This window comes from Bacillus sp. B25(2016b) (assembly GCF_001679765.1).
Taxonomy (GTDB): Bacteria; Bacillota; Bacilli; order Bacillales; family Bacillaceae_G; genus Bacillus_A; species Bacillus_A thuringiensis_K.
This window is the reverse complement of the sequence record NZ_CP016285.1, coordinates 4,615,594-4,637,187: the sequence shown is the minus strand read 5'-3', so window position 1 is coordinate 4,637,187 and position 21,594 is coordinate 4,615,594. Positions and strand designations below refer to the sequence as shown.

Genomic DNA, 21,594 nt, shown 5'->3' with positions numbered 1-21,594 from the left:
TGGTAATCTCCAACCTCAACTTATATGCGTGAGCATGCAAAAAGGATCCTATCCGTGAAGGGATCCTTTTTTGCATGCTGTCGCAATTATTGTATATAGACCAGGGATACGTTCTTCGATTCCTTCTGGTGCAGTAGAAGGGAAGACCCATCTTTGATGGGGCCCATGTTCTTCAACTAGTTTTTCAATTTTAAAACGTTCTTCCGCAAGTGTTGTAATGATTTCTCCTAGCGTCCAGCGACGGATGGTTGTTTTAGGTAACGATTCTTTCTGTGGTTCTGTAAGAAGGATGCTATAAGCAACATCATCTTCAATTAATTCTTCATCAAAATAATTTCCATGGGCCTGAAATGATGGGTGGTTGACTCCTAATAATTTCGTGTAAACAGGATGATAGTCACGAAGGATAAGCATTCCATCTCGCTTAAGTAAAGTAGCAATTTTTTGAAAGAGTGGTTTTAAATCTAGAAAGTAATGAAGTACACCAAGCTCCAGCAATACGATATCAAATGATTTGGAGAGATTTACATCTAGTACATCAGAAACGATGTAATGAATAGAGACGTCTGCGGCGGCAGCAAGTTCATTTGCATATTTTGCATTACTCGCTGAAATATCAACAACTGTTACGTCAGCTCCTAAAAGGGCGAGAGCAACACCTTTATTTCCTTTTGAGCCGAGTAAATTAATAATACATTTTCCTTTTGGAGATTGTATGTAAGGTAAATAATGTGCTACCTCGCGCGTGGGATCTTCCATAATTTTTTTCGCATAACCCTCCGGCGCCCCATGGCGATTCGTCCAAGCTTCATAGGCAGCTGCATTCCAGCTTTTTTCATTTATAGTGCTTAGTTGTTTTTGGTTCAATGTTATCACTCCTTTTGTGAACGTATAGGTATTCGGTGAGAGGATGGGATTTCCTTTTCTTTCTGGATAAAAGTTTGATTTTTCTGTGATTAAGTCGTACAATACTTGTTATACGTAAAAGCGTTGAAAAGGAAAAGTAGGATGAACACATTCTTTCCAGAGAGCTTCGGTAGCTGAGAAGAAGCAAGAATATTCATTTGAACAATGGCCTTTGAGCTTCGTCCTGAACTTATCAAATGATAATAGTAGGCGGCGACGAGAGTTGGTACTCGTTATCAAAACCACAGTATAAGAGCATAGAGCTCCGTACTTGTTAAGGCTAATTATGTGAGTAATTAGCGAAATAAGGTGGTACCGCGACTGTTTATACAGCCCCGCCCTTATCTTTTTTAAGATAAGGGCGGGGCTTTTTATATTTTAAAGGAGGAATATAAGATGAGTATTTTTATTGGAGGCGCTTGGCCGTATGCAAATGGTTCGTTACACCTTGGCCATATTGCAAGTTTATTACCAGGAGATATTTTAGCGCGTTATTATAGGGCAAAAGGTGAGAATGTGTTGTATGTTTCAGGGAGTGATTGTAATGGAACACCGATTGCAATTAGGGCAAAACAAGAAGGTGTGACAGCGAAAGAAATTGCTAATAAGTATCATGAAGAATTCCAGAGATGTTTTCATGACCTAGGTTTTACCTATGATTGCTATACACATACCGCTAGCGAGCATCATCATGAAACGGTTCAAAATGTTTTTTTACGTTTATTAGAAGAAGGCTATATTTATAAAAAAACAGTGGAACAAGCATATTGTGAAACGTGTACGCAATTTTTACCGGATCGTTATGTAGAAGGAATATGTCCGCATTGTCATGAAGCAGCAAGAGGAGATCAATGCGATGCGTGTTCAGCTATTTTAGATCCACTCGATTTGTTAGAAAAGAAATGTAAGTTATGTGGTAGTACACCATCTGTACAGGAAACAGAGCATTTCTATTTCGCGTTGCATACATTTCAGGAGCAAATTAAAAGGGCTGTAGAAATTGCCAAACAAACAGGGACATGGCGCGACAATGCGATTCAACTAACAGAGAGATATGTAAAGGAAGGATTACTAGATAGGGCCGTATCACGTGATTTACCAATTGGGGTACCAATTCCAGTAGAAGGGTATGAAGATAAGAAAATTTACGTATGGATTGAAGCAGTGACAGGCTATTATTCAGCGAGTAAACATTGGGCTGAAAAAACAGGGAAAGATGATCAAGAGTTTTGGGATAGCGAAGCGAAAACATATTATGTGCACGGAAAGGATAATATTCCGTTTCATTCCGTCATTTGGCCAGCGGTATTACTTGGAATAGGGGAAGGAGCAAGCCCGCGTCATATCGTTTCGAATGAATATTTAACAGTTGAAAAAAGAAAATTATCTACAAGTAAAAACTGGGCAGTATGGGTGCCTGACATATTAGAACGCTATGATCCAGATTCTATTCGTTACTTTTTAACCGTCAATGCACCAGAAAATCGCGATACTGATTTTTCATGGCGGGAATTTATTTACAGTCATAATAGTGAATTATTAGGTGCATACGGGAACTTTGTGAACCGGACATTAAAGTTTATTGAAAAATATTATGGTGGTATCGTGCCGAAGGGAAGTATTGAGGTAGAGCTGAAAGATAAAGTAGAAGGATTATATAAATATGTAGGAGAGGCGATTGAGCAAACTCAATTTAAGGTGGCGTTAGAGACAATATTTGATGCAGTCCGTTTTGCAAATAAATATTTTGATGAAAAGCAGCCTTGGAAACAACGAGAAGATGATCCAGTTTCGTGTGAAGAAATGATTTATAACTGTGTGTATCTTATCGCTAATTTTGCAAATCTCCTTGAACCGTTTTTACCATTTTCAAGTGAAAGGGTTAGAAACACATTATCGATTGTGAAACGAAATTGGGAACCTCAAAATACGTTGCCAAGTAGAATTGATAGCGTGCAGCCATTATTTGAGCGAATCGATGTAAAACAAATTGAACATGAGATAGAGAAGCTGTATGGAGCGGTAACGTGAAATATAGAAAAAGACCTTTCAAGTAAATGAAAGGTCTTTTGTTATGCAGTATGATTCTCTTTCTTATCTTTCAAAAAGAAAAGTACAGCAAGGATTACAAGAATAATAGCTGCAATATCATACGTTATTTTAAATGTAGTATTAAAGTTTAAGTACTCTACGAAAGGAGTTTTCACTGCTCCTGCATATATACAAACGGGAATGAGAAGTAAATCGTAAAATTTCTTTTCTTTCATATATCTTATTAGGAAGAAGATACACATAATAGCAAAAAATACGATGCTTAAAATAGTCATTTATACCTCCAGATAAATTCTGCATTTTTTTCAAGCGCTATGCACGCGATTATGTTTCCTTGCTTTCCTAGCTGTAAGCAGCTGGGGAGTGAAAATCCCAATCAATATAAAAATAATTCCAATCCACTGCATGAATGTTACGACTTCATGTACAAGTGTAATAGAAGCGATAATAGCAGTTGGTAATTCAGCTGCACCTAATATTGTACCGAGTCCTGTTCCAACCTTTGGTACACCGATTGAAAAACAAATGACAGGTACAACAACGCCGAATAATCCGAGGAAGAAAGCATATTTCCATAGACCGGCTTGCAGGGCACCATCTGTTAAAAAGGTTGGCGGGAAGAATAGACATACAATAAGAGTCGCACTTGTTGTCATAAGAAAGCTTTTCGTATAAGGCGGAACATCGGTAGCAACGCGTCCGCTTGCAAAAACATAGAATGAAAAAGAGACGGCAGCTAATAGTCCAAATATAATCCCTTTCGTAGAAAAACTTTGTCCGAGGCCTTCAAATACACCACCTGCAAACAATGTACCAGCAAATAAAATAAGGATAGATATGATCTTATCGCGGATTGGAAATGTCCGATTTGCAATGGCTTCGATAATGACACCAATCCAAGTGAACTGAAAGAGTAGGACGACAGCGATAGATGCGGGTAGTTCTTCTACAGAAATAGCGTAGAAAATCCCCGTCATACTCATTGTTGTTCCGACGGTTAGTAATGAAAAGAATTGTTTTTTTGTTACTTTATGACGTGAAAAGAAAAGAACGAGTAGAAGAAGTCCAATCCATCCGAAGACATATTGTCCTCCTAATAGTTGATGTGCTGAAAATCCATTTAGGAATCCGAGTTTGAAAATAGTTGAAAGTATGCCGTAGCTGCAAGCACCAAATAAAACGAGCAAGGAATATTTAAACTTCTCCATAAAAAATCCTCCTTTTAAGTAATAAAAAACGCCCGCTATCCAAATAAGGATAACGGGCGAACGAAACAGAGTAAGATACTCTACAAAATTCCGCCACTCACACATGAAGTATGAGTTTGGGGTATGTAATTATAGTGAATGTTACATTGCTTTTGGGAATACAATGGAGCATTTTACACCTTGAGCTGTGTTTTGTATCCCATAAGGAAACTGATGTTTATCTAATATTTGTTTCACGATATATAATCCAAGACCACTACCTTGTACTAAACCATGTTTGCCAGGGTTTGCGCGATAGAAAGGCTCAAATAAATGAGCAAGTTTATCTTCATCAATTTGCGAACCTGTATTTAATACTTCTAATGCATAACCGTTTGGTTTTTCATAAAGTTTTACATATACATGCTGATGGTCAATTGTGTAATGAATTGCATTTGAAATGATGTTAAAAATAGCAGTTTGAATAAATGTAGGATCAGCTAAAACCTGTACATCTTGTTTAATGTTAGATTGAACATTTAATTGCTTTACAGATACGAAATAATCCACCTTCTTCATAACGTCCTCAATAATGTTAGTTAATGAGATAACTTTTAAATCTGGTTTAAATTGAGGGTTCTGTATTTTGGATAATTCCGACATTTTTTCCGTTAATATGTTAATGTCTTGCATCATTTCATAGGAACGTTTTAAATATTTATCTCTATCTTTATAAGCTCCAATCCCGTGAATCATGCCATCTAGCTGTCCCATAACGGCTGCGATTGGTGTTTTTAATTCATGGGATACCATAGACATAAATTCTTTACGAGATTGCTCTAATTGTTTTTCCTTTTTGAGCTCATTTCTTAAATCTTGATTGCTTGCATGTAAATTCTTCACAATATTTGGTACTTGTGAAGCGGCTACTTGCAAATTAAAATCTGTTTGATCTGTATTTTTGTTAAGTAGCTTTTTATCTGAGAAATCAAGGTTCATAATATCTTTTAAAGCATCGCTCATATATTGAAAAGGTTTGGCAATTAGTTTTGTATAAATTAAAGATCCGAGTAGTGATAATGCAAGCATTGTCGCGCCAATATGTGGAGCTAATTGCTGCAACGCATCTGCTAACTTTGGATTATCATTTGTATCATTTGTTTTACTTGCTGCATTTTGTGTATGTAAGGCATCATTATTAGCAGCTTTCTTTTCTACTTCTATAGGCAGATTAGAAGTGCTATTTTTCCCCGAAAGATTTTGTGTATGTTCTTTTGCCTTTGCAGTTTGGCTAGGCTGCAAAAGGTGATTGATAGCCGTAGAAAGAGATTTATAATCTATAATAGAAGATTGGAAATTAGAAATGCTCCCCTTTGATACAGCTTTATTTTGCGTCGTTTTACTTTCGTCGTTTTGCTTATCTGAATCGGCCTGTTCTGTAGTCGGCGTTCCATTTTCTTTTGCAAAACGTTCTTTATCGTAGTTTGAAGCTAGAAAGTAAATCATTTGATAAAGACAAAGTGATAAAAGAATACAAAATAATAAGGTTTTGATGAAAATATTTTTGGTGATGTTGTCTTTGCTACGATTCGATTTTGTAGCCAATGCCTTTCACCGTTTTAATATAAGGAATTCCTAATTTTTTTCTTAAGTTTTTAATATGTGTATCTATAACTCTTACATCACCATAATGTTCATAGCCCCATACCTTATTCAACAAATCACTTCTTGATAATACTTTTCCTCGATTTTGCAGTAAAGTATAAATAATTTCAAATTCTTTTGTTGTCAATTCAATTTGATTACCATGAACATAAGCTGCATATGCTGTAGAGTTTAACATCAATTCATGGAATTGTAGTATAGTTGCAGCTTCTGCTTCCTTCGTTGCTGCCCTTCTTAATACAGCCTCTACACGCTTAATAAATACAGTGTAATGGAACGGTTTCGTAATATAGTCATCAATACCTAATTCAAATCCTTTAATTTCACTTTCTTCATTATGTAAGCCTGTTAACATAATGATTGGTACATCAGATTGTCCTCGCATAATTTTACAAATACTATAGCCATCTATATCTGGTAACATTACATCGAGGAGGACAAGATCGTATGAATTTTTTTGGAAAAGAAGAATACCTTCTGTTCCAGCACCAACTACATCAACGGTAAAGTTTTGTGCCATTAGAAATTCACGAATAAGTTCTTGTATATCTGGGTTGTCTTCAATCACCAGTATATGCGTCATAGTAACACCTCCTAAATAACGCTTTTTACTGCAATATTCGAATTCATCATTTTTCGAGTGACTCAGATTGTTTATACATATAATAAGCCCCCGCTATAAAATAATCATGAAGGTAGCAAGGGGAATAGTTTAGTGTTACTGAATAGTTCAGAATTACAGTAGTTCTATTATAGTATGTATTATAAAATTTATAAAATATTATAACTGTATAATTTTAATATCTACGTTTATCAATGTTTAGACATTAGCTAATCAAATCTATTCCTATTATATATGTAAATACAGTTGTTTTGCTACTGTAAATGAATAAATAAAATAAGCCAAGACATAAAATTCTTGGCTACACATAAATCTTGTTTTTAGGCTATTTTACAGTGACGGTAGCTTGCTGCTGAACGCGCTCAAATAACCAGTGTATATCATTGTTATACATACGAATACAACCAAGTGTTGTCCATTTGCCGATTGCTTGATTATTGTTAGTTCCGTGAATCGCATAAGTTGTTCCGTAAGTTCCTGCCATATTTAATCCAAGCCAACGGTCACCAAGTGGATTACGTGGATCGCCGCCTTTAATTTTGCCTGTATAATAAGGGCGGTTTTTAATTTTATTTACGATTTGAAAAGTGCCTTTAGGTGTAGGTGTTGCTGCTTTTCCAGTAGCGACAGTAAAACTTTTTATAAATTTTCCATCCTGATAATAATCCATTTTATTTAACTGAGTATCTACGATTAATTGATCTTTCGTTGTAGCTGCCTCTGTGCTAGCGAATGGAAGAGTTAAAAATCCTAATGATAATAGTGCGCTTAATAATAATTTTTTCATTGTTATTCTCCTTTTACTATCGTAATAGTCTTACATACAATGAAGTTGTAATCCTCGTAATGCTTTATTTACATTTTCATCTAATGTTTCAAAGAATGTAGTGATTTTGCTGTTATGTTTGTTGTTATCAATAAGTAATCTTTCATTTAATAAAAGCTCACCACGTAGTCCAAAACTTTGAACTTGAATATTTAGCTCATCTTCATTTTCAGAAATGATTGGTAAGAAATAGTGAAAAGCTTTTGTTGGAATGATGTAGCTTTTGCCAATCATGCTTTCTTGATTTGAATTAATCCATTTTTTCGTGACAATTTTAATATTCTTTTTTGAAACGATAAAAGATAGTGTTGTAGATTTTGTTAAACTTACGTCAAATTCACTTGTTTCACATATTTGTAAATTAAAAACGGTTTCATTTTGATGAGATTCAACATTTGTATTAATAAAATCGTGCATTTTATATGCTTCCATTTCGTATTCACCCTTTTTTCAATTTCGAAAAACGACTTATATTTATTCAAATTAATGCTTAGTCATATATTGGTTAAATTTTTCAACAAATTCCGATATAATCTTACAATACGTATATGAAGCTAATATGAAGTTAGCATGAGTTTGTGATGGTTTTTTATTGAGAACAAAATAAGAGAGGTTTTTTAGTGCTAAAAAATGGATGAAATCTGCATGTTATTAATGTACCTTTTCGCTATTTCGACTTAAAAAATGATTTTTACTATTTAATAAAGAACGAAAATCATTAGTGTGACCCTTACAAAAATGTAATAAAAATGTAAGCTATTGTGATAGTTATTTCGACAATTTTTTTATACAATAATAGTAAGAAGTTGTACGTGACTGAAAGGAGAGATGACATGGAATGGATTCATGAATTATTTCAGCAATACGGGTACTATGTTGTACTTGTCGGCTTGCTGTTAGAATATATTGCACTTCCGTTTCCGGGAGAGCCAACATTAGCATATGCGGGATTTTTAGCACATAAGGGTGATTTAAGTTTACCGATTTTAATTATTCTATCCTTTATTGGGACAAGTGTAGGAATGACGATTCAATACTTTTTAGGAAATAAATTAGGTATGCCTTTCATTCAAAAGTATGGAAAATACGTATTTTTAACACAAAGAAAAATTGACTTAACGAGAATGTGGTTTGATAAGTATGGGTACTTCTTAATTTTTATTGGTTTCTTTATTCCTGGTGTACGTCATTTCACAGGATACTTTGCAGGAATTATTAACTTACCATTCCGTCGTTTTGCCATTACAATTTACTCAGGTGCTCTATTTTGGGTATCATTCTTCTTAATTGGTGGTTACTGGTTAGGTGGCAACTTACATGATATTTTTGGGGCGCTAGAAGGTCACATCGGTAAAATCATTTTTGGGGTGATTGTGATTGTAGCGGTTACGTTAGGTATTCGTTTCCGTAAGCAGTTAAAACGAGTATTACTACAAAACGCAAGTTAATATGAAATCCATTCTATGTCAAAATTTTGAAAGGCAGTGCAGACGCACTGCCTTTTTTATTTTATGTTCCAGTTTATTTTTAATTTTCCTTTTAACTGGTGTCCGTTAACTATAATGTAGTAAGTTCCGGTCTTAATTGCTGCGAAATGGTATGTATTAGGGCCGACTGAAGCTAAATAATTTTCTTCCTCTTGAAACTCACTAGCCATTTTTACGTCTCCCATGTAGCCATCTGGATTTTCAGCTTGTGATTCAATGGTGAATTCTAATATGTCACCTCGTTTTAGCTCAATGGGGACTTTATGTTCACCACTAAAATGTTGAAAAGATGCTTCGAAAGAGTTATCTGTTATTGTTTCGACCCATTGCTCTTTTGATGTTCCAACCTTTTCTAAATCAATAAAGTTGATTGTGATAAATATAATAAGCATAATGCCTGGGACGACATATTGTATCCACTTAAATTTTGTTGCTATAACTATACATAAATAGAAAAAAAGAGAACATAATGCTCCAATTGATCCGAGGTACAAGAACTGTGTTAGACTAGCTTCTTTAAATATTAGGAAGGGAAGAAAAAATAAATAGCCGCAAAAAATATAAAGGAATAATGTCTTTAGTCTTGTATGTGTTTTTAATTTCAATTTATCGATGCAAATAGAACAAAAAATTGCATATGCAGCAAGAATAGGAACGAAGGGAACATATAGTAGTTCGCGTAATCCAGTTAAGAAACTATATAGTGTTGGTTGACTAGTTGTTAAGAGAAGCGTGCTAATAAGTAATAATAACAAGAAAGCTGCTGTAAGCTTAGTAAGAATGTAAGAAAAGGTAGATGTTTTCTTCATATGGAATCTCCTTTGTTTAATATTTCACATTCATTATATAGGTTATTTCTATCATAAGATATCCTTATTTTTGTCAATTATCATAGTCGTAATGACAATTATAATTGACAAAAATAAGGATATTATTTACAATTTTAATTAAATAAATGAAAAAGAGGGAAGACATGAAGCTTCAAAATCGAGTGAGGGAATTGCGAGCAAAGCATCGTTTATCACAAGGGGATTTAGGGAAAGCGATTGGATCATCGCGGCAAACGATTAGTTTAATCGAGCGTGGGGATTATGCGCCATCTATCGTATTGTCGTTAAAAATCGCAAAAATTTTCAACGTATCGGTGGAGGAAATATTTACGTTAGTAGAGGGGGAAGAGGACGATGAAGAGTAAGCAAAAAAAACAATTTGATTCTGTAGGGAAAATAGCATTAAGTATGCTGGGTGGTTTTTTAACGTCTTATATAGCTTTAAATTTACTCTCGGATGAACCGAGAAAATTATCATCCAATACATTTATAGGTATATGTACTATTTTTGGAATCTTAATGATGTACTACACTTGGAAGAATACACGTATGTTAGCAGAGGCACGCGATGAAGAAGAGAGCGTGCAAGGCAGAAAATTAGGCATTATAAGTATATATTTACGTGTAGGTGATATAGTTACGCAGGCATGGTTTGTATATGCAGTTATTACATGTAGACGTGCACTGTTGCAAGATACAAATGTTTCATTTGCGGTGTGGAATTTAGTAGCTTCTATTGCTTGTTTAACTACTGTAGTAATTATCGGACTCATAACAAAAAATCGTTATAATAAGCTATATCCTGAACAAGGTGTAACATATATGGAATCTATGAAAATGTGGACGAAAAACGCAGATGAAGGATTAAAGCACATTGTGCATGAGGCTGGATATAAAGCATATGAATTTACGAATACAATATTGGCATATGTATGGTGGGCTGCTGTTATATATACAGCTGCTAGTGATATCGATTTTGTGTTAATTGGTTTAATCTCATTTATTTGGATATTGCATCTCGGGAAGTTCATGTACGAAATGCAGAGAAAAATGATTTATTAAGGGGAGAAAAAGGTGGATATTTTAAGAAGGCCAGCTGGCTCAATGACAGTGGCGCTAATTCTGTCCATTTTATACGGAGTAATCCGAACTGGGAAATTAGAAGTAATTTTGAACCTGTGGGCAATAGTTGGGATTGCATTGTTAGTGTTAGCCATTCATGAGCTAGGGCATGTAGTATTTGGTGTAATAGGTGGTTTGACATTTAAATTTATAACAGTAGGACCCATTACTATTCAAAAAGAAAAAGGAAAATTACGCATTCGAGAAAATAAATTATGGGCGTACTTTGGAGGCGTTGCAACATTAGTACCACCTTCTATAGAGACACCGAATCTTTCGAAAAAATGGGCTTGGCTCACTTTAGGTGGACCGATTACGAATTTACTATTTGGTATTACTTTTGGTTACATATACATGGTAAGTTATTATCAATATCTTTTATATTTTTCCTTTTTCCATTTTGCAATCTTTGCGGTTACAATTGTGCCGATAAAAGGAACGCTTATGAGTGATGGGATGCAATTTCTTATTTTAATTAAAGATGATGAAAGAGCTAGAAATCATTTATATGAGATTCAAATATCGAGTGAGTTATTTAGTTATAAAAGACCGAAAGATTGGGATGAAAGATTAGTAGAACTTAGTGAGGAGAAAATAAAAGAGAATAAAGAGATAAGAGAGATAATGAGTAGACTTATGCTTGTCTTTTTTGCTCGTGCAGATCAAGAGGGAATGGAAAGAGCGATACCGCATATAGAACGAATTGTTCAACTACCTGTAACGAAAGAAAATAAGTTTTTCGTTAGTAGTTTTCATAGTTGGTACCTTTTATATAAAGCACTTTATGAGATGGATAGTCTTTCTTTGCAAGAAGCAAAGGAACATGCAAAGGCCATTACAAAAATGGATCTAAACGGATATTACCGTACAAAAGGAATTATTAAATATTTAGAGGGCGATATGGAAGCATCCCGTACTTATATGAGGAAAGCTGATAAAGAATTAAAGAGCGCCGAGAAGAGTGAAATGGGATATTTACAATTAGAGAGAGAATGGTTTGAGCAGCTAAAGAAGAGGGTATCTTACGATGGGTGAGGTATCCTCTTTTTTCTATGTCATCTTATGCCGTTCCATAAACAGCCTAGGGCGAGTAAAATAAGATAAGAAGAGCGCAGCTTGGAGGAAGTAAATATGGAAATTTTATCAATTATTTTGATAGTCTTGCTCATTTATGTTGTTTTTAAAGTGGCATATGTAGCATTAAAGATACTCGCGATCCTATTAATTATCTTTTTAATCGTAGAGTTCGGCAGTAAGTTGCTTGGGGGATAGGGTATGTTGTACGTTTCGAGTGTCGAAGATTGTCGTTAAAACGATATTTTGTGCCGAATCGTTGATATAAGTGGAGAAACGATCGATATATTTGAAAAATCGTTGATATATTTAAGTGAATACGAAGTGGGGTATGTGGAAAAGAAGTTGCCGTTGGGTAGCTTCTTTTTATTGTGGTGACGGGGTATAGAGCATAAATAGGTTGCCGAAAATTGTCGGTAAGTCGATATAATGTGTCGAACCGTCGATATAATGAAAAAATCGCCGATATATTTGGAGAATCGCTGATATATTACGGTAGATACTAACCGGGGTATGCAAACCAACATAAAAAAGCTGGAAGAATTCCTTCCAGCTTAAGAGTTACTTTCAATTTGGCGACCGCTATCTTCTTCATTGTCTTGTAATAGGTTGAATACGTCTGCTAAGCAGAATGCAATGAACCAAGTCCATAGACCGTGGAAGAAAGCTGAGCTTAATTGAAGTGGTAATGTATAGTTTGTCATTGAGTAGGAAATACATCCACCAACGATTCCAATCATTGTTAATAACATTGTTTTTTGAGCATTTTCTTCTGGATTGAAGAGGAAGTAAATGTATCCGCCTAAAATTGAAGCGCTTACAAGTGTTTCGATTCCATTAAAAATGATATTCTCTCCAAGCTGAGTGTTTGTCCAGAAGCAGATTGTTCCGCCGATAATAGCAAACAGGACAGCTATTGTATATCGTATATATTGATTCATATGTTCATCTCCCTATGTAATAAGATGATTTGGAAGTCAAAAAGGTAGGTATAGTATATTGAAGTGAGTTTTAATTGTACGTATCTTTTTATAAAAAGATCATTGAAGAGTAACTAAGATGATCGGTTGTTTAAACCGTTACGTGTATGGTGTCTGAAATATACCCGACTGCTCGTTTCTTTTTGCTTGTAAAATAAGAGAAACTTCCAAGTCTATATACTCTTTTTTTGTGAGTCTGCTTTCATTATAACACATTTAGGGACATAATGATAGAATTATCTGATTTTGTAATAAGTGTAAAAAATAAAAAGCGCAAGGAAATACCATTAACGGTGCAGTTTAGTGGAAGAAGGACTTTAATTTATTATGATGAAATATGTAATCAAAGTGAGATCTAAGAATGAGGCTTAAATACTATAAAAAATGTTTTATAGCATGAATGTAAGGGAGGAGAGCTAACTTGGAGTTCACAACAGAAAGATTAATAATTAGACCTTTTAAGAGTACTGATTTACAGGATGTATTTGCTATTTATAATAGTGATGATACATGTAAGTTCCTATTACATAATAAGTGGACTCATGAAGACATGCAGAAAAGATTTAATAAGAAGCTAGCAAATAATGTACTTACTAAAGAATCAATATTAAGTTTGGCAGTTATATATAAGGCTAAAGTAGTTGGTGATTTATCCGTATGGTACACAAATATGAAAGACACTGTTGAGATTGGTTATAGTTTTTCAAATGAAGTAGCTGGGAGAGGTTTGGCAACAGAAGCAGTAAGTAGTTTAGTATTGAAATTATTTAATGAATGTAATGTACATCGTATACAGGCTAATCTTGATGCACGTAATACAGCTTCACAAAAATTGTGTGAACGAATAGGCATGAGAAAGGAAGCACATTTCATACAAGATTTTTGGAATAAAAATGAATGGACAGATAGTATTGTATATGGAATGCTATCCTCCGATTTGTAGTAATAAACTTAGTGATTTTATTATGCTAAAAGGTGCGTTAGTTGAATAACAAAGGGCATAACATATTATATATGACTAATATGTTATGCCCTTTAATTTATTACCCTTTTTTATATACGTTTGAAACGGCCGACAATTTCAACTGTTTCAGTAATGTTCATAAATGCTTTGTTATCCACTTGACGGATAATACGTTTCATTTCGCCTAACTCATAGCGAGTCACGACAGTGTAAATCATTTTTTTCTTATGGTTTGTATAGCCGCCGACAGCGTCTACCATTGTCACCCCGCGTATACCGTGATGTAGTAGTGCGCTTTTTATTTCCTCGCCTTTTTCTGTAATAGTCATTATCGTTAATTTAATATGTTTCGTATGCACAGCGTCGATAACTTTGCTGACTACAAATCGACTAATTAACGTATAAAGTGTAATATCCCAACCGAAAATAAAACCTGCTGCTACAAGTAAGATTAAGTTGAATACAAATATGATTGCTCCAATTGAAACATCTCGATATTTCGCTACAATCAATCCAACAACATCAAAACCACCTGTTGAAGAAGCAAATCGGAATATAATTCCTGAAGCTGCTCCGCAGATAACACCACCGAATACAGAAGAAAGTAAAATATCGTCTGAAACTTGGTGTACCGGGATAATGTTCATCGCTAACGATGATACAGCTACAAAGTACGCTGTTAAAAAGGTTGTCTTCTTGCCTAAGTAAAAGTGACTTAAAATAAGAAGAGGAATGTTTAGTAAAAAGATAAGTGCACCGATATTGTAGTGCATTAAATAACCGATAATCATCCCTACACCAGCGAACCCACCGCTAATCATATTATGCGGGATAAAAAACATATTCATAGAAATTGCATACAAAATAGAAGCTATAAAAATAACAACCAACTGTATTATAAATTCTAAGTGAAATGTTTTCGCTGCTGGGAAGGATAAAAAGGCGGTGTCGGGAACGTAATCGGCGTCTCCTAGTTGACCCATAGTATGTTTCATCTCCATATTCATTTTTGATTACAAGAAGAGAATAAAGGTTTTTTCAAAAACTGGCAATAGTTTTATTATAATGCAAAAATTTTATAAATTTCTAATAAATCAAGCCTATTCATTGATGTGTGTGAATATACTAAAGAAAGCGAATACAATGTTTCTTAATTATTATTTTCTTGAGAAAATATGCAAAATGCTTTTTTTGAAAATAAAAGGAAATAGAGAATGTTTGCCGAATGTGCTAAAATGACCTTATTAAGGATGTGAAGCGATGGAATTTTTATTGCAGGATGCAATTCTATATATATCGTTTGTAACGACAGCACTTTGTTTATTAGAAGTTTTCTTCCTTACTAATGTTTCTCGCTTTGTGCGTCAACAAGCATCAAGCGGTAGACAAAGAGCTTTTGCGTTAGTTGATACATGTGAAGATAGTGCGGGAAATGTACCGCTATTTTCTATTTTTTATAAATATGGAATGATTCGTTCTGTACGCAGACAAGAATCAAGTGAAGAGAATGACGAGGTCGGTCCGTATACACCAATGTTTCGCTAAATAATTACGAAACATTGGAGGAATGAACATGTTAAAATCATACCGAGCTGTGCTCGTTAGTTTATCATTATTACTTGTTTTTGTTTTATCTGGTTGCAGTAATGCGGCCCCAATTGATGCACATAGTACTGGGATTTGGGATCATTATTTTGTATATCCAATCTCGTTTATGATTCAATTTGTTGCGCATCATATATCTGGAGCTAGCTTTGGGATTGCCATCATTATCATGACGCTCGTTATTCGTTCAGCCATGATTCCATTAGCTGTTTCGCAATATCGCAGCCAAGCGAAAATGAAGAAAATGCAACCTGAATTGCAGAAGCTAAAGAAAAAATACGGTGATGTAAGTAAAGATCTTGAAAAACAAAAACAGTATCAAAAAGAAATGTCAGAACTAATGAAATCAGGCGGTTGGAATCCACTTGCTGGTTGCTGGCCAATTTTTATACAAATGCCGATTTTCTCTGCTTTGTATTATGCGATTAGCCGAACAGAAGAGATTCGCACATCTTCGTTTTTATGGGTGAACTTAGGACATGCAGATCCATATCATATATTACCGATTATTGCAGCGTTAACGACATTTATTCAAATGAAAGTTTTCCAATCTAATATTACACCTGGAGAACAAGTACAGATGCTAAAGATGCAGCAAATTATGATGCCGGCAATGATTCTATTTATGGGGTTTGCGGCGCCATCAGGACTTGTATTGTACTGGATAACAGGTAACTTATTTACAATGACACAAACAATTGTATTAAGAAAAATAATGGAACGTGAAGAGTTACAATTACAAAAAGCATAGAGAAACACCGCTCATCACGAGCGGTGTTTTTTATTTGAATCGTTAAGGAAATTTTAAGGAACCAACATTACTATAGGTGATGTATACGAAAGTGTACATGCTTTAGAAATATGAAGGAGGAAATTTCCTATGAAGAAGAAAACAGTTGGGTATTTAGCGATTGCAGGTGCTTTATCATTCGGAATCATTGGAGGAGTCGGTATTCCGGCATTCGCGGCAACGAATACTCCAGCAACAGATCAGCCTGCAAAAACGGCGAAAAAGGATTTGGATGACGCTACAAAACAAAAAGTAAAAACAATTATGGACGATACAAAGAAACAGTTAGAGGAACTAGGTGTAAAGCTTCCGGAGAAAGAAAAACGTAAAGACATGTTCGCAGGATTAGATGATCAAACGAAAGAAAAAGCGAAGTCAATTTTAGAGCAAGAGAAATCTGGAAAATTAACGCATGAGCAAGCAAAAGAGGAATTAACAAAGATAGGCGTGAACATGCCGGAGAAAGGTAAGCATGGAGACATGTTTGCAGGATTAGATGAACAGGCGAAAGCAAAAGTGAAGTCGATTTTAGAGCAAAAGAAATCTGGAAAATTAACGCATGAGCAAGCAAAAGAGGAATTAACAAAGATAGGCGTGAACATGCCGGAGAAGGGTAAGCGTAAAGACATGCTTGCTAACTTAGATGAAGCAACAAAGAAAAAAGCAAAGTCTATTTTTGAACAAGAAAAGTCCGGAAAATTAACGCATGAGCAAGCAAAAGAAGAATTAACAAAACTAAGTGTAAAACTTCCAGAGAAAGAGAAGCATGAAGATATCTTTGTGGGATTAGATGAAGCAACGAAAACAAAAGCAAAAGCGATTTTAGACAATGAAAAGAAACAATTAGAGGAATTAAATGTGGATCTTCCGCATCATAAAGTGAAACTTTAATCAGTGGTGCATTTCCACTGATTATTAGCCCTCACCAATCGGGCTTTTACGGGGCAAGTTTTTTTATGAAAAAAGAAGATAAATAATGGATTTATGTATCTTTCGTGGGGCAACCGGAAGGTACGTGCGAGGATCGATTTCTACTTATAGAAATCGGTCTCTTTTAATGATTCAATAAAATTCTTTTCATTGTTAGTATGTATCCGAAGACGCAGTAGAAGATTGCAAAACCGATAAACACTTCCGTATATTGATATTTACCCAATACGTAGAAGGAACCAGCTGGTATAATAGCTACCGCTAAAATGCTATAACCAGGATACTTGTGCCGATGCATGATAGCGAATAGAACAGAGAGACATGTAGCGATGATACAAAAGACAGCAATCATTATTGATGCACCTCCTAAATGGATTATACCATTTTTAGGGAAATAGAGAAGTTTTGTATCTTCTGTTATAATATAAGAAGAGAATTCTTTCTTATGTTATATAAAAAATATATTGATTTTTTATAACAATTCAATATAATGAACAATAACTACAAAATTCGACATCAAGAAGTGATGATGAGGACACGATCAATTTTTTACGATTCTCAGAGAGGGAAGCCTTTGGCTGTGAGCTTCCTAATACGGAAAAATAGATTACCACCTCTGAACTGCAGCAGTGAACGAATATCTAGTAATTGCTTGCCGGCAAAAACCGTTATTTAGACTTGAGAAATTGGTGAAGTGTGTTACTTTACGAATTGAAACAAGGGTGGAACCACGAATACAACACTCGTCCCTTTTTTAGGGAGGAGTGTTTTTTTATTTCATTTTTGCATCACACTAGGATTGGAAGGAGGATACGCAGCATGCATCATGATGAGAAGAACAAAATTGGTTTAACAGTAGCACTTTCTATCGTAGTAGGAACGATTATTGGATCTGGTGTGTTCATGAAGCCAGGGAGCGTATTAGATTACTCGGGAAGTTCTAATATGGCCATTCTTGCTTGGGTAATTGGTGGTCTATTGACGCTAGCGAGTGGTTTAACAGTAGCTGAAATTGGAGCGCAAATCCCGAAAAATGGTGGTTTGTATACGTATTTAGAGGAGATTTACGGAAGTTTTTGGGGATATTTATCAGGTTGGATGCAAACAATTGTTTATGGACCTGCTATTATCGGAACATTAGGCTTATACTTTAGTTCTTTAATGATTAATTTTTTCTATTTAGATAAAGCATGGAATTTACCAATCGCAATTGGAACGGTTGTGTTCCTTGGCGTTGTAAATAGTATGGGAACAAAATACGGAGGTATCGTTCAAACAATCACGACAATTGGGAAGATGATTCCGATTGTGTTAATTGTTGTGCTAGGTTTTTGGAAAGGGAATAGCGATATCTTTAACGTAGTTGTGCCGATATCGGAAAATCAAAGTATCGGTATGGCAATTTTAGCAACGTTATTTGCTTATGACGGCTGGATTTTACTTGCTTCAATTGGCGGGGAAATGAAGAATCCAACAAAGTTATTACCGAAAGCAATGACAGTTGGGATTTTAATTGTAACAGCTGCATACGTATTAATTAACTTGGCGTTATTAAATGTATTACCAGCAGCGAAAATTGTAGACCTTGGAGAAAATGCAACAGCGACAGCTGCCGGCATGCTACTTGGAGAATATGGCGGGAAAATTATTAGTATCGGTATTATCGTTTCTATTTTCGGTTGTTTAAATGGAAAGATTTTAACGTTCCCACGTATCCCGATGTCGATGGCAGAACGTGGACAACTTCCATTTGCTAAGTTTATTGCAAAGGAAAGTCCAAGATTTAAAACACCAGCAAATGCGATTACTGTTGAAATCATTTTAGGAATTATTTTAATGATTATTAGTGATCCAAATAAGCTATCTGAGATTTCCGTATTCATTATTTATATTTTCTATGTGATGACGTTTATTGGTGTCTTCATTTTAAGAAAACGTAATAAGAATAAAGAGCGTGCATATAGTGTACCGTTATTCCCAATCGTACCAATTGTTGCGATTTTAGGTTCACTTTTTGTAATCGGTAGTGCGATTATTAACGATCCAGTAAGTTGTTTTTTATCAATTGGAATTGTATTTACGGGACTTCCGGTGTATTGGTACTTGAATAAGAAGAAAGAAACAGAATGATGGAAGGGTAGGCGTATAATACGCCTACCTTTTTTACTGCAAAAAAATTATACTTGCGTCCACTTTCTATTTTGGTTACTATAGTCGTAGTAACCAAAATAGAAAGCGTGGGGAAAGACTTGAATTTTCGTGTTTATATTTTAGCTATCGCGGCTTTCGTAGTCGGAACGGTTGAGTTAATTATAGGAGGAACGCTCGATTTAGTTGCCAATGATTTAGGAGTATCTATTAGCGCAGCTGGTCAGCTTATCACAATATTTTCGGTAGTATTTGCTTTGTCAGGTCCAGTTTTATTAGCTGTGACAGGGAAGTTTGAAAGAAAAACATTGTATGTTGGAGCATTATCGATTTTCTTAATCGGAAATATCATTTCGGCATTTAGTGTAAATTACGGAATGTTAATGTTCTCAAGGGTTATTTGTGCGGCAAGTGGTTCATTAATTATTGCACTATCGGTAACACTTGCTTCTAGTGTAGTGGAACCGCATTTTCGTGCGCGTGCAATTGGAATCATTTTTATGGGGATTAGCGGATCACTCGTACTTGGAGTACCGCTCGGTCTTGTGCTCGGAAATGCATACGGATGGCGTGCGCCATTTGTATTAATTTCGATATTAACAGTTATGGCTATTGCTTGTATTTCATTGTTCTTAACGAAAGTACCACCGACATCGGTATTATCAATAAAGAAACAACTTGCTACTTTAAAAGATAAAAAAATTGTAAGTGCACAGTTAACATCCTTTTTATTTTTAACGGGTCATTTAACACTATATGCATATTTAACGCCTTTCTTAAAGGATGTCATGCATGTTGAAGCAAACTGGATTAGTGTGTTTTACTTCATTTTCGGAATCGCAGCAGTAATTGGCGGCGGATTTGGTGGATGGCTTGCTGATAAATGGGGGTCGAAGAAAAGTATTATCTCGATTATTATCGTATTTGCATGTGCAATCTTCATGTTGCCATTAATGACATTCTCATTCCCGCTCTTCATCATTATGATGGGACTTTGGAGTATGCTGAGCTGGGCGATTTCACCAGCACAGCAAAATTATTTAATTGAAATTGCACCGGAATCAGCTGGTATTCAGCAAGGTTTAAATAACTCTGCGCTTCATTTAGGAATTGCACTGGGTTCAACAGTAGGTGGAGTTGTTATTGAAAAATCATCTGTTATATATAATGCTTGGGTAGGCGGTGGCTTTATTATATTAGCACTACTTTGTGCGATTTTCTCGATTACAAGAGGACGCTCTACTCAGTTCGTGAAAGAAGAATCTATCGTTTGATAGGTTCTTTTTTATTTGTAAAAAATTGCAGGTTTTAGTAGAAAGATGGAGAAGGTGTATATAGCGAGGTGAGGTATATGTATACGAATTTTTCAATTATTGGTCTTCTAATTTCAATGCTCCCTTTGTTTCTTATTATTCTTGCACTTAGATGGGTTCGTTTCATCTATAAAAATTCTGAGAAACAGGTAGAGCAAAATGAGAAAATCATTGAGCTGTTGATGGAGATAAAGGAACAAAACGAAAAGGAGTCTAAGTGAAAAACTAGACTCCTTTTTATTATTTAATTAGTATCTTAATTTCATTAACAAACTCTTAATTTCCTCATCTTCCATAAAGAGGTCATGGTGTTTCTGGGTAATCTTTGCAAGTGCAACGTCGTGATAGAAAAATTCTGTAAAGAACTTTACGAAAGGTTGTGACATTGTTTTCATCGCTTGCCATGACTCTTGTTCTACGCCAGCAAATAAAATTTCACGATCGTCAACGATGAGTAGTAAGTAGCGCTCTAATGCATTAGGCTCTTCAGCTGGGATTAGAAAATGCATCTTTTCTAAGTCTGTTTCTACTTCTCCAACAATAAGGGATTCAATTTGAACACCTTGTTTTGCTTTTTGTTCTAGTAAAGGGAGATATTCTAAAAGAGTATCATTCCAAGCTGAAATACGGATTGATTCTTTTGCACTTTCGATGAGTTCTTTACTTTGAACTCGAATAGAAGATTGCATTTTTAAGCTCCACACACGGTCATCTGTAAATGATTTTTTTGATATATTTGTTTCCAGTTCTTTAATATTTGATTGGAATTCTGTCGTTAATTTTTCAATTGCTAGCTTTAGTGGTAATGCTGTATACAATTTTTTCTTTTCTGAAACAGAATCCATTACCATTCCTTTATCGATTAGGCGTGCGAGTACTTCATATATTTTTGCTTTTGGAACACCTGAATGCTTCACAATTGTTGTAGCATCTAATGGTTCATTGCTTGATACGACAACTTCATAAGCTTGGCTTTCATATTGTGAGAAACCGAATTTTTGTAACATAGTTACCTCCGAACGAATGAGATTATATTTTAAGGATAATGAACTATTTGTTTTTGCACAAGTGGTAGTCCGTTTTCTAATTGTAT

25 protein-coding genes and 2 other annotated features are annotated in these 21,594 nt (G+C 35.0%); of the genes, 13 read left to right on the top strand and 12 right to left on the bottom strand.

Translation table 11 applies throughout. The annotated features are described in order from the left end of the window. Positions 1-48: 48 nt before the first annotated feature. Entirely contained in the window at positions 49-867 is an 819-nt protein-coding gene (locus BAQ53_RS23875) for a class I SAM-dependent methyltransferase (RefSeq protein WP_208906303.1), read from the bottom strand. Between the two features lie 114 nt (positions 868-981). Then, positions 982-1,252: a binding site (T-box leader), on the top strand. Between the two features lie 50 nt (positions 1,253-1,302). Between BAQ53_RS23875 and metG the strand changes: the two genes are divergently transcribed. Continuing rightward, the gene (gene metG, locus BAQ53_RS23870) at positions 1,303-2,937 is read left to right on the top strand and encodes a methionine--tRNA ligase (RefSeq protein WP_000021583.1); all 1,635 of its coding nucleotides are present in this window, start codon (positions 1,303-1,305) and stop codon (positions 2,935-2,937) included. A 41-nt stretch (positions 2,938-2,978) separates the two neighbouring features. Here the strand turns inward: metG and BAQ53_RS23865 are convergent, their stop codons facing one another. The 6 genes from BAQ53_RS23865 to BAQ53_RS23840 all read right to left on the bottom strand — a co-directional run bounded on the left by BAQ53_RS23865 (position 2,979) and on the right by BAQ53_RS23840 (position 7,690). Then, positions 2,979-3,233, bottom strand: a complete 255-nt coding sequence (locus BAQ53_RS23865; RefSeq protein ID WP_000154129.1) for a hypothetical protein — start codon at positions 3,231-3,233, stop codon at positions 2,979-2,981. 30 nt (positions 3,234-3,263) lie between these two features. Next, complete coding sequence (locus tag BAQ53_RS23860) at positions 3,264-4,166, bottom strand: EamA family transporter (protein WP_000410489.1); 903 nt, start codon at positions 4,164-4,166, stop codon at positions 3,264-3,266. 141 nt (positions 4,167-4,307) lie between these two features. Continuing rightward, the gene (locus BAQ53_RS23855) at positions 4,308-5,750 is read right to left on the bottom strand and encodes a sensor histidine kinase (protein WP_208906302.1); all 1,443 of its coding nucleotides are present in this window, start codon (positions 5,748-5,750) and stop codon (positions 4,308-4,310) included. Continuing rightward, positions 5,728-6,393: a response regulator transcription factor gene (locus tag BAQ53_RS23850; RefSeq protein WP_000148833.1), complete on the bottom strand. Its 666-nt coding sequence runs from the start codon at positions 6,391-6,393 to the stop codon at positions 5,728-5,730. Before BAQ53_RS23850 ends, BAQ53_RS23855 begins: the two co-directional genes overlap by 23 nt. Positions 6,394-6,757: 364 nt before the next feature. Beyond that, the gene (locus BAQ53_RS23845; protein ID WP_000735062.1) at positions 6,758-7,219 is read right to left on the bottom strand and encodes a L,D-transpeptidase; all 462 of its coding nucleotides are present in this window, start codon (positions 7,217-7,219) and stop codon (positions 6,758-6,760) included. 30 nt (positions 7,220-7,249) lie between these two features. After that, entirely contained in the window at positions 7,250-7,690 is a 441-nt protein-coding gene (locus BAQ53_RS23840) for a DUF3978 family protein (protein WP_000388768.1), read from the bottom strand. A gap of 401 nt (positions 7,691-8,091) precedes the next feature. Between BAQ53_RS23840 and BAQ53_RS23835 the strand changes: the two genes are divergently transcribed. Further along, positions 8,092-8,706, top strand: coding sequence for a DedA family protein (locus BAQ53_RS23835; RefSeq protein WP_000454751.1), 615 nt, complete (start codon positions 8,092-8,094; stop codon positions 8,704-8,706). A 56-nt stretch (positions 8,707-8,762) separates the two neighbouring features. Here the strand turns inward: BAQ53_RS23835 and BAQ53_RS23830 are convergent, their stop codons facing one another. After that, a complete protein-coding gene (locus BAQ53_RS23830; RefSeq protein WP_208906301.1) occupies positions 8,763-9,554 on the bottom strand; it encodes a hypothetical protein in 792 nt (263 codons plus the stop codon). 164 nt (positions 9,555-9,718) lie between these two features. Between BAQ53_RS23830 and BAQ53_RS23825 the strand changes: the two genes are divergently transcribed. The 4 genes from BAQ53_RS23825 (at position 9,719) to BAQ53_RS23810 (ending at position 11,969) form a co-directional block, all read left to right on the top strand. Continuing rightward, entirely contained in the window at positions 9,719-9,940 is a 222-nt protein-coding gene (locus BAQ53_RS23825) for a helix-turn-helix transcriptional regulator (RefSeq protein WP_000776161.1), read from the top strand. Then, on the top strand, positions 9,930-10,637 hold the full coding sequence (locus BAQ53_RS23820; RefSeq protein WP_000837683.1) for a DUF3169 family protein: 708 nt from the start codon (positions 9,930-9,932) through the stop codon (positions 10,635-10,637). The genes BAQ53_RS23825 and BAQ53_RS23820 overlap by 11 nt, the downstream gene beginning before the upstream one ends. A 42-nt stretch (positions 10,638-10,679) precedes the next feature. Then, positions 10,680-11,732: a site-2 protease family protein gene (locus BAQ53_RS23815; RefSeq protein WP_002164230.1), complete on the top strand. Its 1,053-nt coding sequence runs from the start codon at positions 10,680-10,682 to the stop codon at positions 11,730-11,732. 96 nt (positions 11,733-11,828) lie between these two features. Further along, on the top strand, positions 11,829-11,969 hold the full coding sequence (locus BAQ53_RS23810; protein ID WP_000404758.1) for a DUF3985 family protein: 141 nt from the start codon (positions 11,829-11,831) through the stop codon (positions 11,967-11,969). Between the two features lie 356 nt (positions 11,970-12,325). Here the strand turns inward: BAQ53_RS23810 and BAQ53_RS23805 are convergent, their stop codons facing one another. Further along, positions 12,326-12,712 carry a DUF3938 domain-containing protein gene (locus BAQ53_RS23805; protein WP_001077773.1) on the bottom strand — a complete coding sequence of 129 codons (387 nt, stop codon included), beginning with the start codon at positions 12,710-12,712 and terminating at the stop codon, positions 12,326-12,328. A 460-nt stretch (positions 12,713-13,172) separates the two neighbouring features. Between BAQ53_RS23805 and BAQ53_RS23800 the strand changes: the two genes are divergently transcribed. Continuing rightward, the gene (locus BAQ53_RS23800) at positions 13,173-13,694 is read left to right on the top strand and encodes a GNAT family N-acetyltransferase (protein ID WP_000397304.1); all 522 of its coding nucleotides are present in this window, start codon (positions 13,173-13,175) and stop codon (positions 13,692-13,694) included. Between the two features lie 110 nt (positions 13,695-13,804). Here BAQ53_RS23800 and BAQ53_RS23795 read toward each other — a convergent pair whose 3' ends face one another. Further along, entirely contained in the window at positions 13,805-14,698 is an 894-nt protein-coding gene (locus tag BAQ53_RS23795; protein ID WP_000530032.1) for a YitT family protein, read from the bottom strand. A 277-nt stretch (positions 14,699-14,975) separates the two neighbouring features. Here BAQ53_RS23795 and BAQ53_RS23790 point away from each other — a divergent pair, with 277 nt between their 5' ends. The 3 genes from BAQ53_RS23790 to BAQ53_RS23780 all read left to right on the top strand — a co-directional run bounded on the left by BAQ53_RS23790 (position 14,976) and on the right by BAQ53_RS23780 (position 17,001). Beyond that, entirely contained in the window at positions 14,976-15,260 is a 285-nt protein-coding gene (locus tag BAQ53_RS23790) for a hypothetical protein (RefSeq protein WP_000394936.1), read from the top strand. A gap of 28 nt (positions 15,261-15,288) precedes the next feature. Further along, positions 15,289-16,071: a membrane protein insertase YidC gene (gene yidC / locus BAQ53_RS23785; RefSeq protein WP_000920540.1), complete on the top strand. Its 783-nt coding sequence runs from the start codon at positions 15,289-15,291 to the stop codon at positions 16,069-16,071. Positions 16,072-16,200: 129 nt separating this feature from the next. Continuing rightward, entirely contained in the window at positions 16,201-17,001 is an 801-nt protein-coding gene (locus BAQ53_RS23780) for a hypothetical protein (protein WP_208906300.1), read from the top strand. Positions 17,002-17,164: 163 nt separating this feature from the next. On the opposite strand, the gene BAQ53_RS23775 is transcribed toward BAQ53_RS23780, so the two are convergent. After that, positions 17,165-17,392, bottom strand: coding sequence for a hypothetical protein (locus BAQ53_RS23775; RefSeq protein WP_000562230.1), 228 nt, complete (start codon positions 17,390-17,392; stop codon positions 17,165-17,167). A gap of 165 nt (positions 17,393-17,557) precedes the next feature. Continuing rightward, positions 17,558-17,794: a binding site (T-box leader), on the top strand. A gap of 65 nt (positions 17,795-17,859) precedes the next feature. On the opposite strand from BAQ53_RS23775, the gene BAQ53_RS23770 reads away from it, so the two are divergent. The 3 genes from BAQ53_RS23770 (at position 17,860) to BAQ53_RS23760 (ending at position 20,722) form a co-directional block, all read left to right on the top strand. Beyond that, on the top strand, positions 17,860-19,170 hold the full coding sequence (locus BAQ53_RS23770; RefSeq protein ID WP_000546304.1) for an APC family permease: 1,311 nt from the start codon (positions 17,860-17,862) through the stop codon (positions 19,168-19,170). Between the two features lie 107 nt (positions 19,171-19,277). Further along, complete coding sequence (locus BAQ53_RS23765) at positions 19,278-20,462, top strand: MFS transporter (RefSeq protein WP_003303294.1); 1,185 nt, start codon at positions 19,278-19,280, stop codon at positions 20,460-20,462. 77 nt (positions 20,463-20,539) lie between these two features. Next, positions 20,540-20,722: a hypothetical protein gene (locus BAQ53_RS23760; protein ID WP_000288473.1), complete on the top strand. Its 183-nt coding sequence runs from the start codon at positions 20,540-20,542 to the stop codon at positions 20,720-20,722. Between the two features lie 27 nt (positions 20,723-20,749). Here the strand turns inward: BAQ53_RS23760 and BAQ53_RS23755 are convergent, their stop codons facing one another. Then, positions 20,750-21,508, bottom strand: coding sequence for a TrmB family transcriptional regulator (locus tag BAQ53_RS23755; RefSeq protein ID WP_000939477.1), 759 nt, complete (start codon positions 21,506-21,508; stop codon positions 20,750-20,752). Between the last annotated feature and the right edge of the window lie 86 nt (positions 21,509-21,594).

Bases quoted from the DNA above. Each gene is read 5' to 3' on its own strand.
- BAQ53_RS23835 (WP_000454751.1), top strand. From the start codon at position 8,092: ATGGAATGGATTCATGAATTATTTCAGCAATACGGGTACTATGTTGTA.
- metG (WP_000021583.1), top strand. From the start codon at position 1,303: ATGAGTATTTTTATTGGAGGCGCTTGGCCGTATGCAAATGGTTCGTTA.
- BAQ53_RS23850 (WP_000148833.1), bottom strand. From the start codon at position 6,393: ATGACGCATATACTGGTGATTGAAGACAACCCAGATATACAAGAACTT.
- BAQ53_RS23860 (WP_000410489.1), bottom strand. From the start codon at position 4,166: ATGGAGAAGTTTAAATATTCCTTGCTCGTTTTATTTGGTGCTTGCAGC.
- BAQ53_RS23775 (WP_000562230.1), bottom strand. From the start codon at position 17,392: ATGATTGCTGTCTTTTGTATCATCGCTACATGTCTCTCTGTTCTATTC.
- BAQ53_RS23815 (WP_002164230.1), top strand. From the start codon at position 10,680: ATGACAGTGGCGCTAATTCTGTCCATTTTATACGGAGTAATCCGAACT.
- BAQ53_RS23795 (WP_000530032.1), bottom strand. From the start codon at position 14,698: ATGGGTCAACTAGGAGACGCCGATTACGTTCCCGACACCGCCTTTTTA.
- BAQ53_RS23820 (WP_000837683.1), top strand. From the start codon at position 9,930: ATGAAGAGTAAGCAAAAAAAACAATTTGATTCTGTAGGGAAAATAGCA.
- BAQ53_RS23825 (WP_000776161.1), top strand. From the start codon at position 9,719: ATGAAGCTTCAAAATCGAGTGAGGGAATTGCGAGCAAAGCATCGTTTA.
- BAQ53_RS23770 (WP_000546304.1), top strand. From the start codon at position 17,860: ATGCATCATGATGAGAAGAACAAAATTGGTTTAACAGTAGCACTTTCT.
- BAQ53_RS23790 (WP_000394936.1), top strand. From the start codon at position 14,976: ATGGAATTTTTATTGCAGGATGCAATTCTATATATATCGTTTGTAACG.
- BAQ53_RS23865 (WP_000154129.1), bottom strand. From the start codon at position 3,233: ATGACTATTTTAAGCATCGTATTTTTTGCTATTATGTGTATCTTCTTC.
- BAQ53_RS23760 (WP_000288473.1), top strand. From the start codon at position 20,540: ATGTATACGAATTTTTCAATTATTGGTCTTCTAATTTCAATGCTCCCT.
- BAQ53_RS23845 (WP_000735062.1), bottom strand. From the start codon at position 7,219: ATGAAAAAATTATTATTAAGCGCACTATTATCATTAGGATTTTTAACT.
- BAQ53_RS23810 (WP_000404758.1), top strand. From the start codon at position 11,829: ATGGAAATTTTATCAATTATTTTGATAGTCTTGCTCATTTATGTTGTT.
- BAQ53_RS23840 (WP_000388768.1), bottom strand. From the start codon at position 7,690: ATGGAAGCATATAAAATGCACGATTTTATTAATACAAATGTTGAATCT.
- BAQ53_RS23830 (WP_208906301.1), bottom strand. From the start codon at position 9,554: ATGAAGAAAACATCTACCTTTTCTTACATTCTTACTAAGCTTACAGCA.
- BAQ53_RS23755 (WP_000939477.1), bottom strand. From the start codon at position 21,508: ATGTTACAAAAATTCGGTTTCTCACAATATGAAAGCCAAGCTTATGAA.
- BAQ53_RS23805 (WP_001077773.1), bottom strand. From the start codon at position 12,712: ATGAATCAATATATACGATATACAATAGCTGTCCTGTTTGCTATTATC.
- yidC (WP_000920540.1), top strand. From the start codon at position 15,289: ATGTTAAAATCATACCGAGCTGTGCTCGTTAGTTTATCATTATTACTT.
- BAQ53_RS23780 (WP_208906300.1), top strand. From the start codon at position 16,201: ATGAAGAAGAAAACAGTTGGGTATTTAGCGATTGCAGGTGCTTTATCA.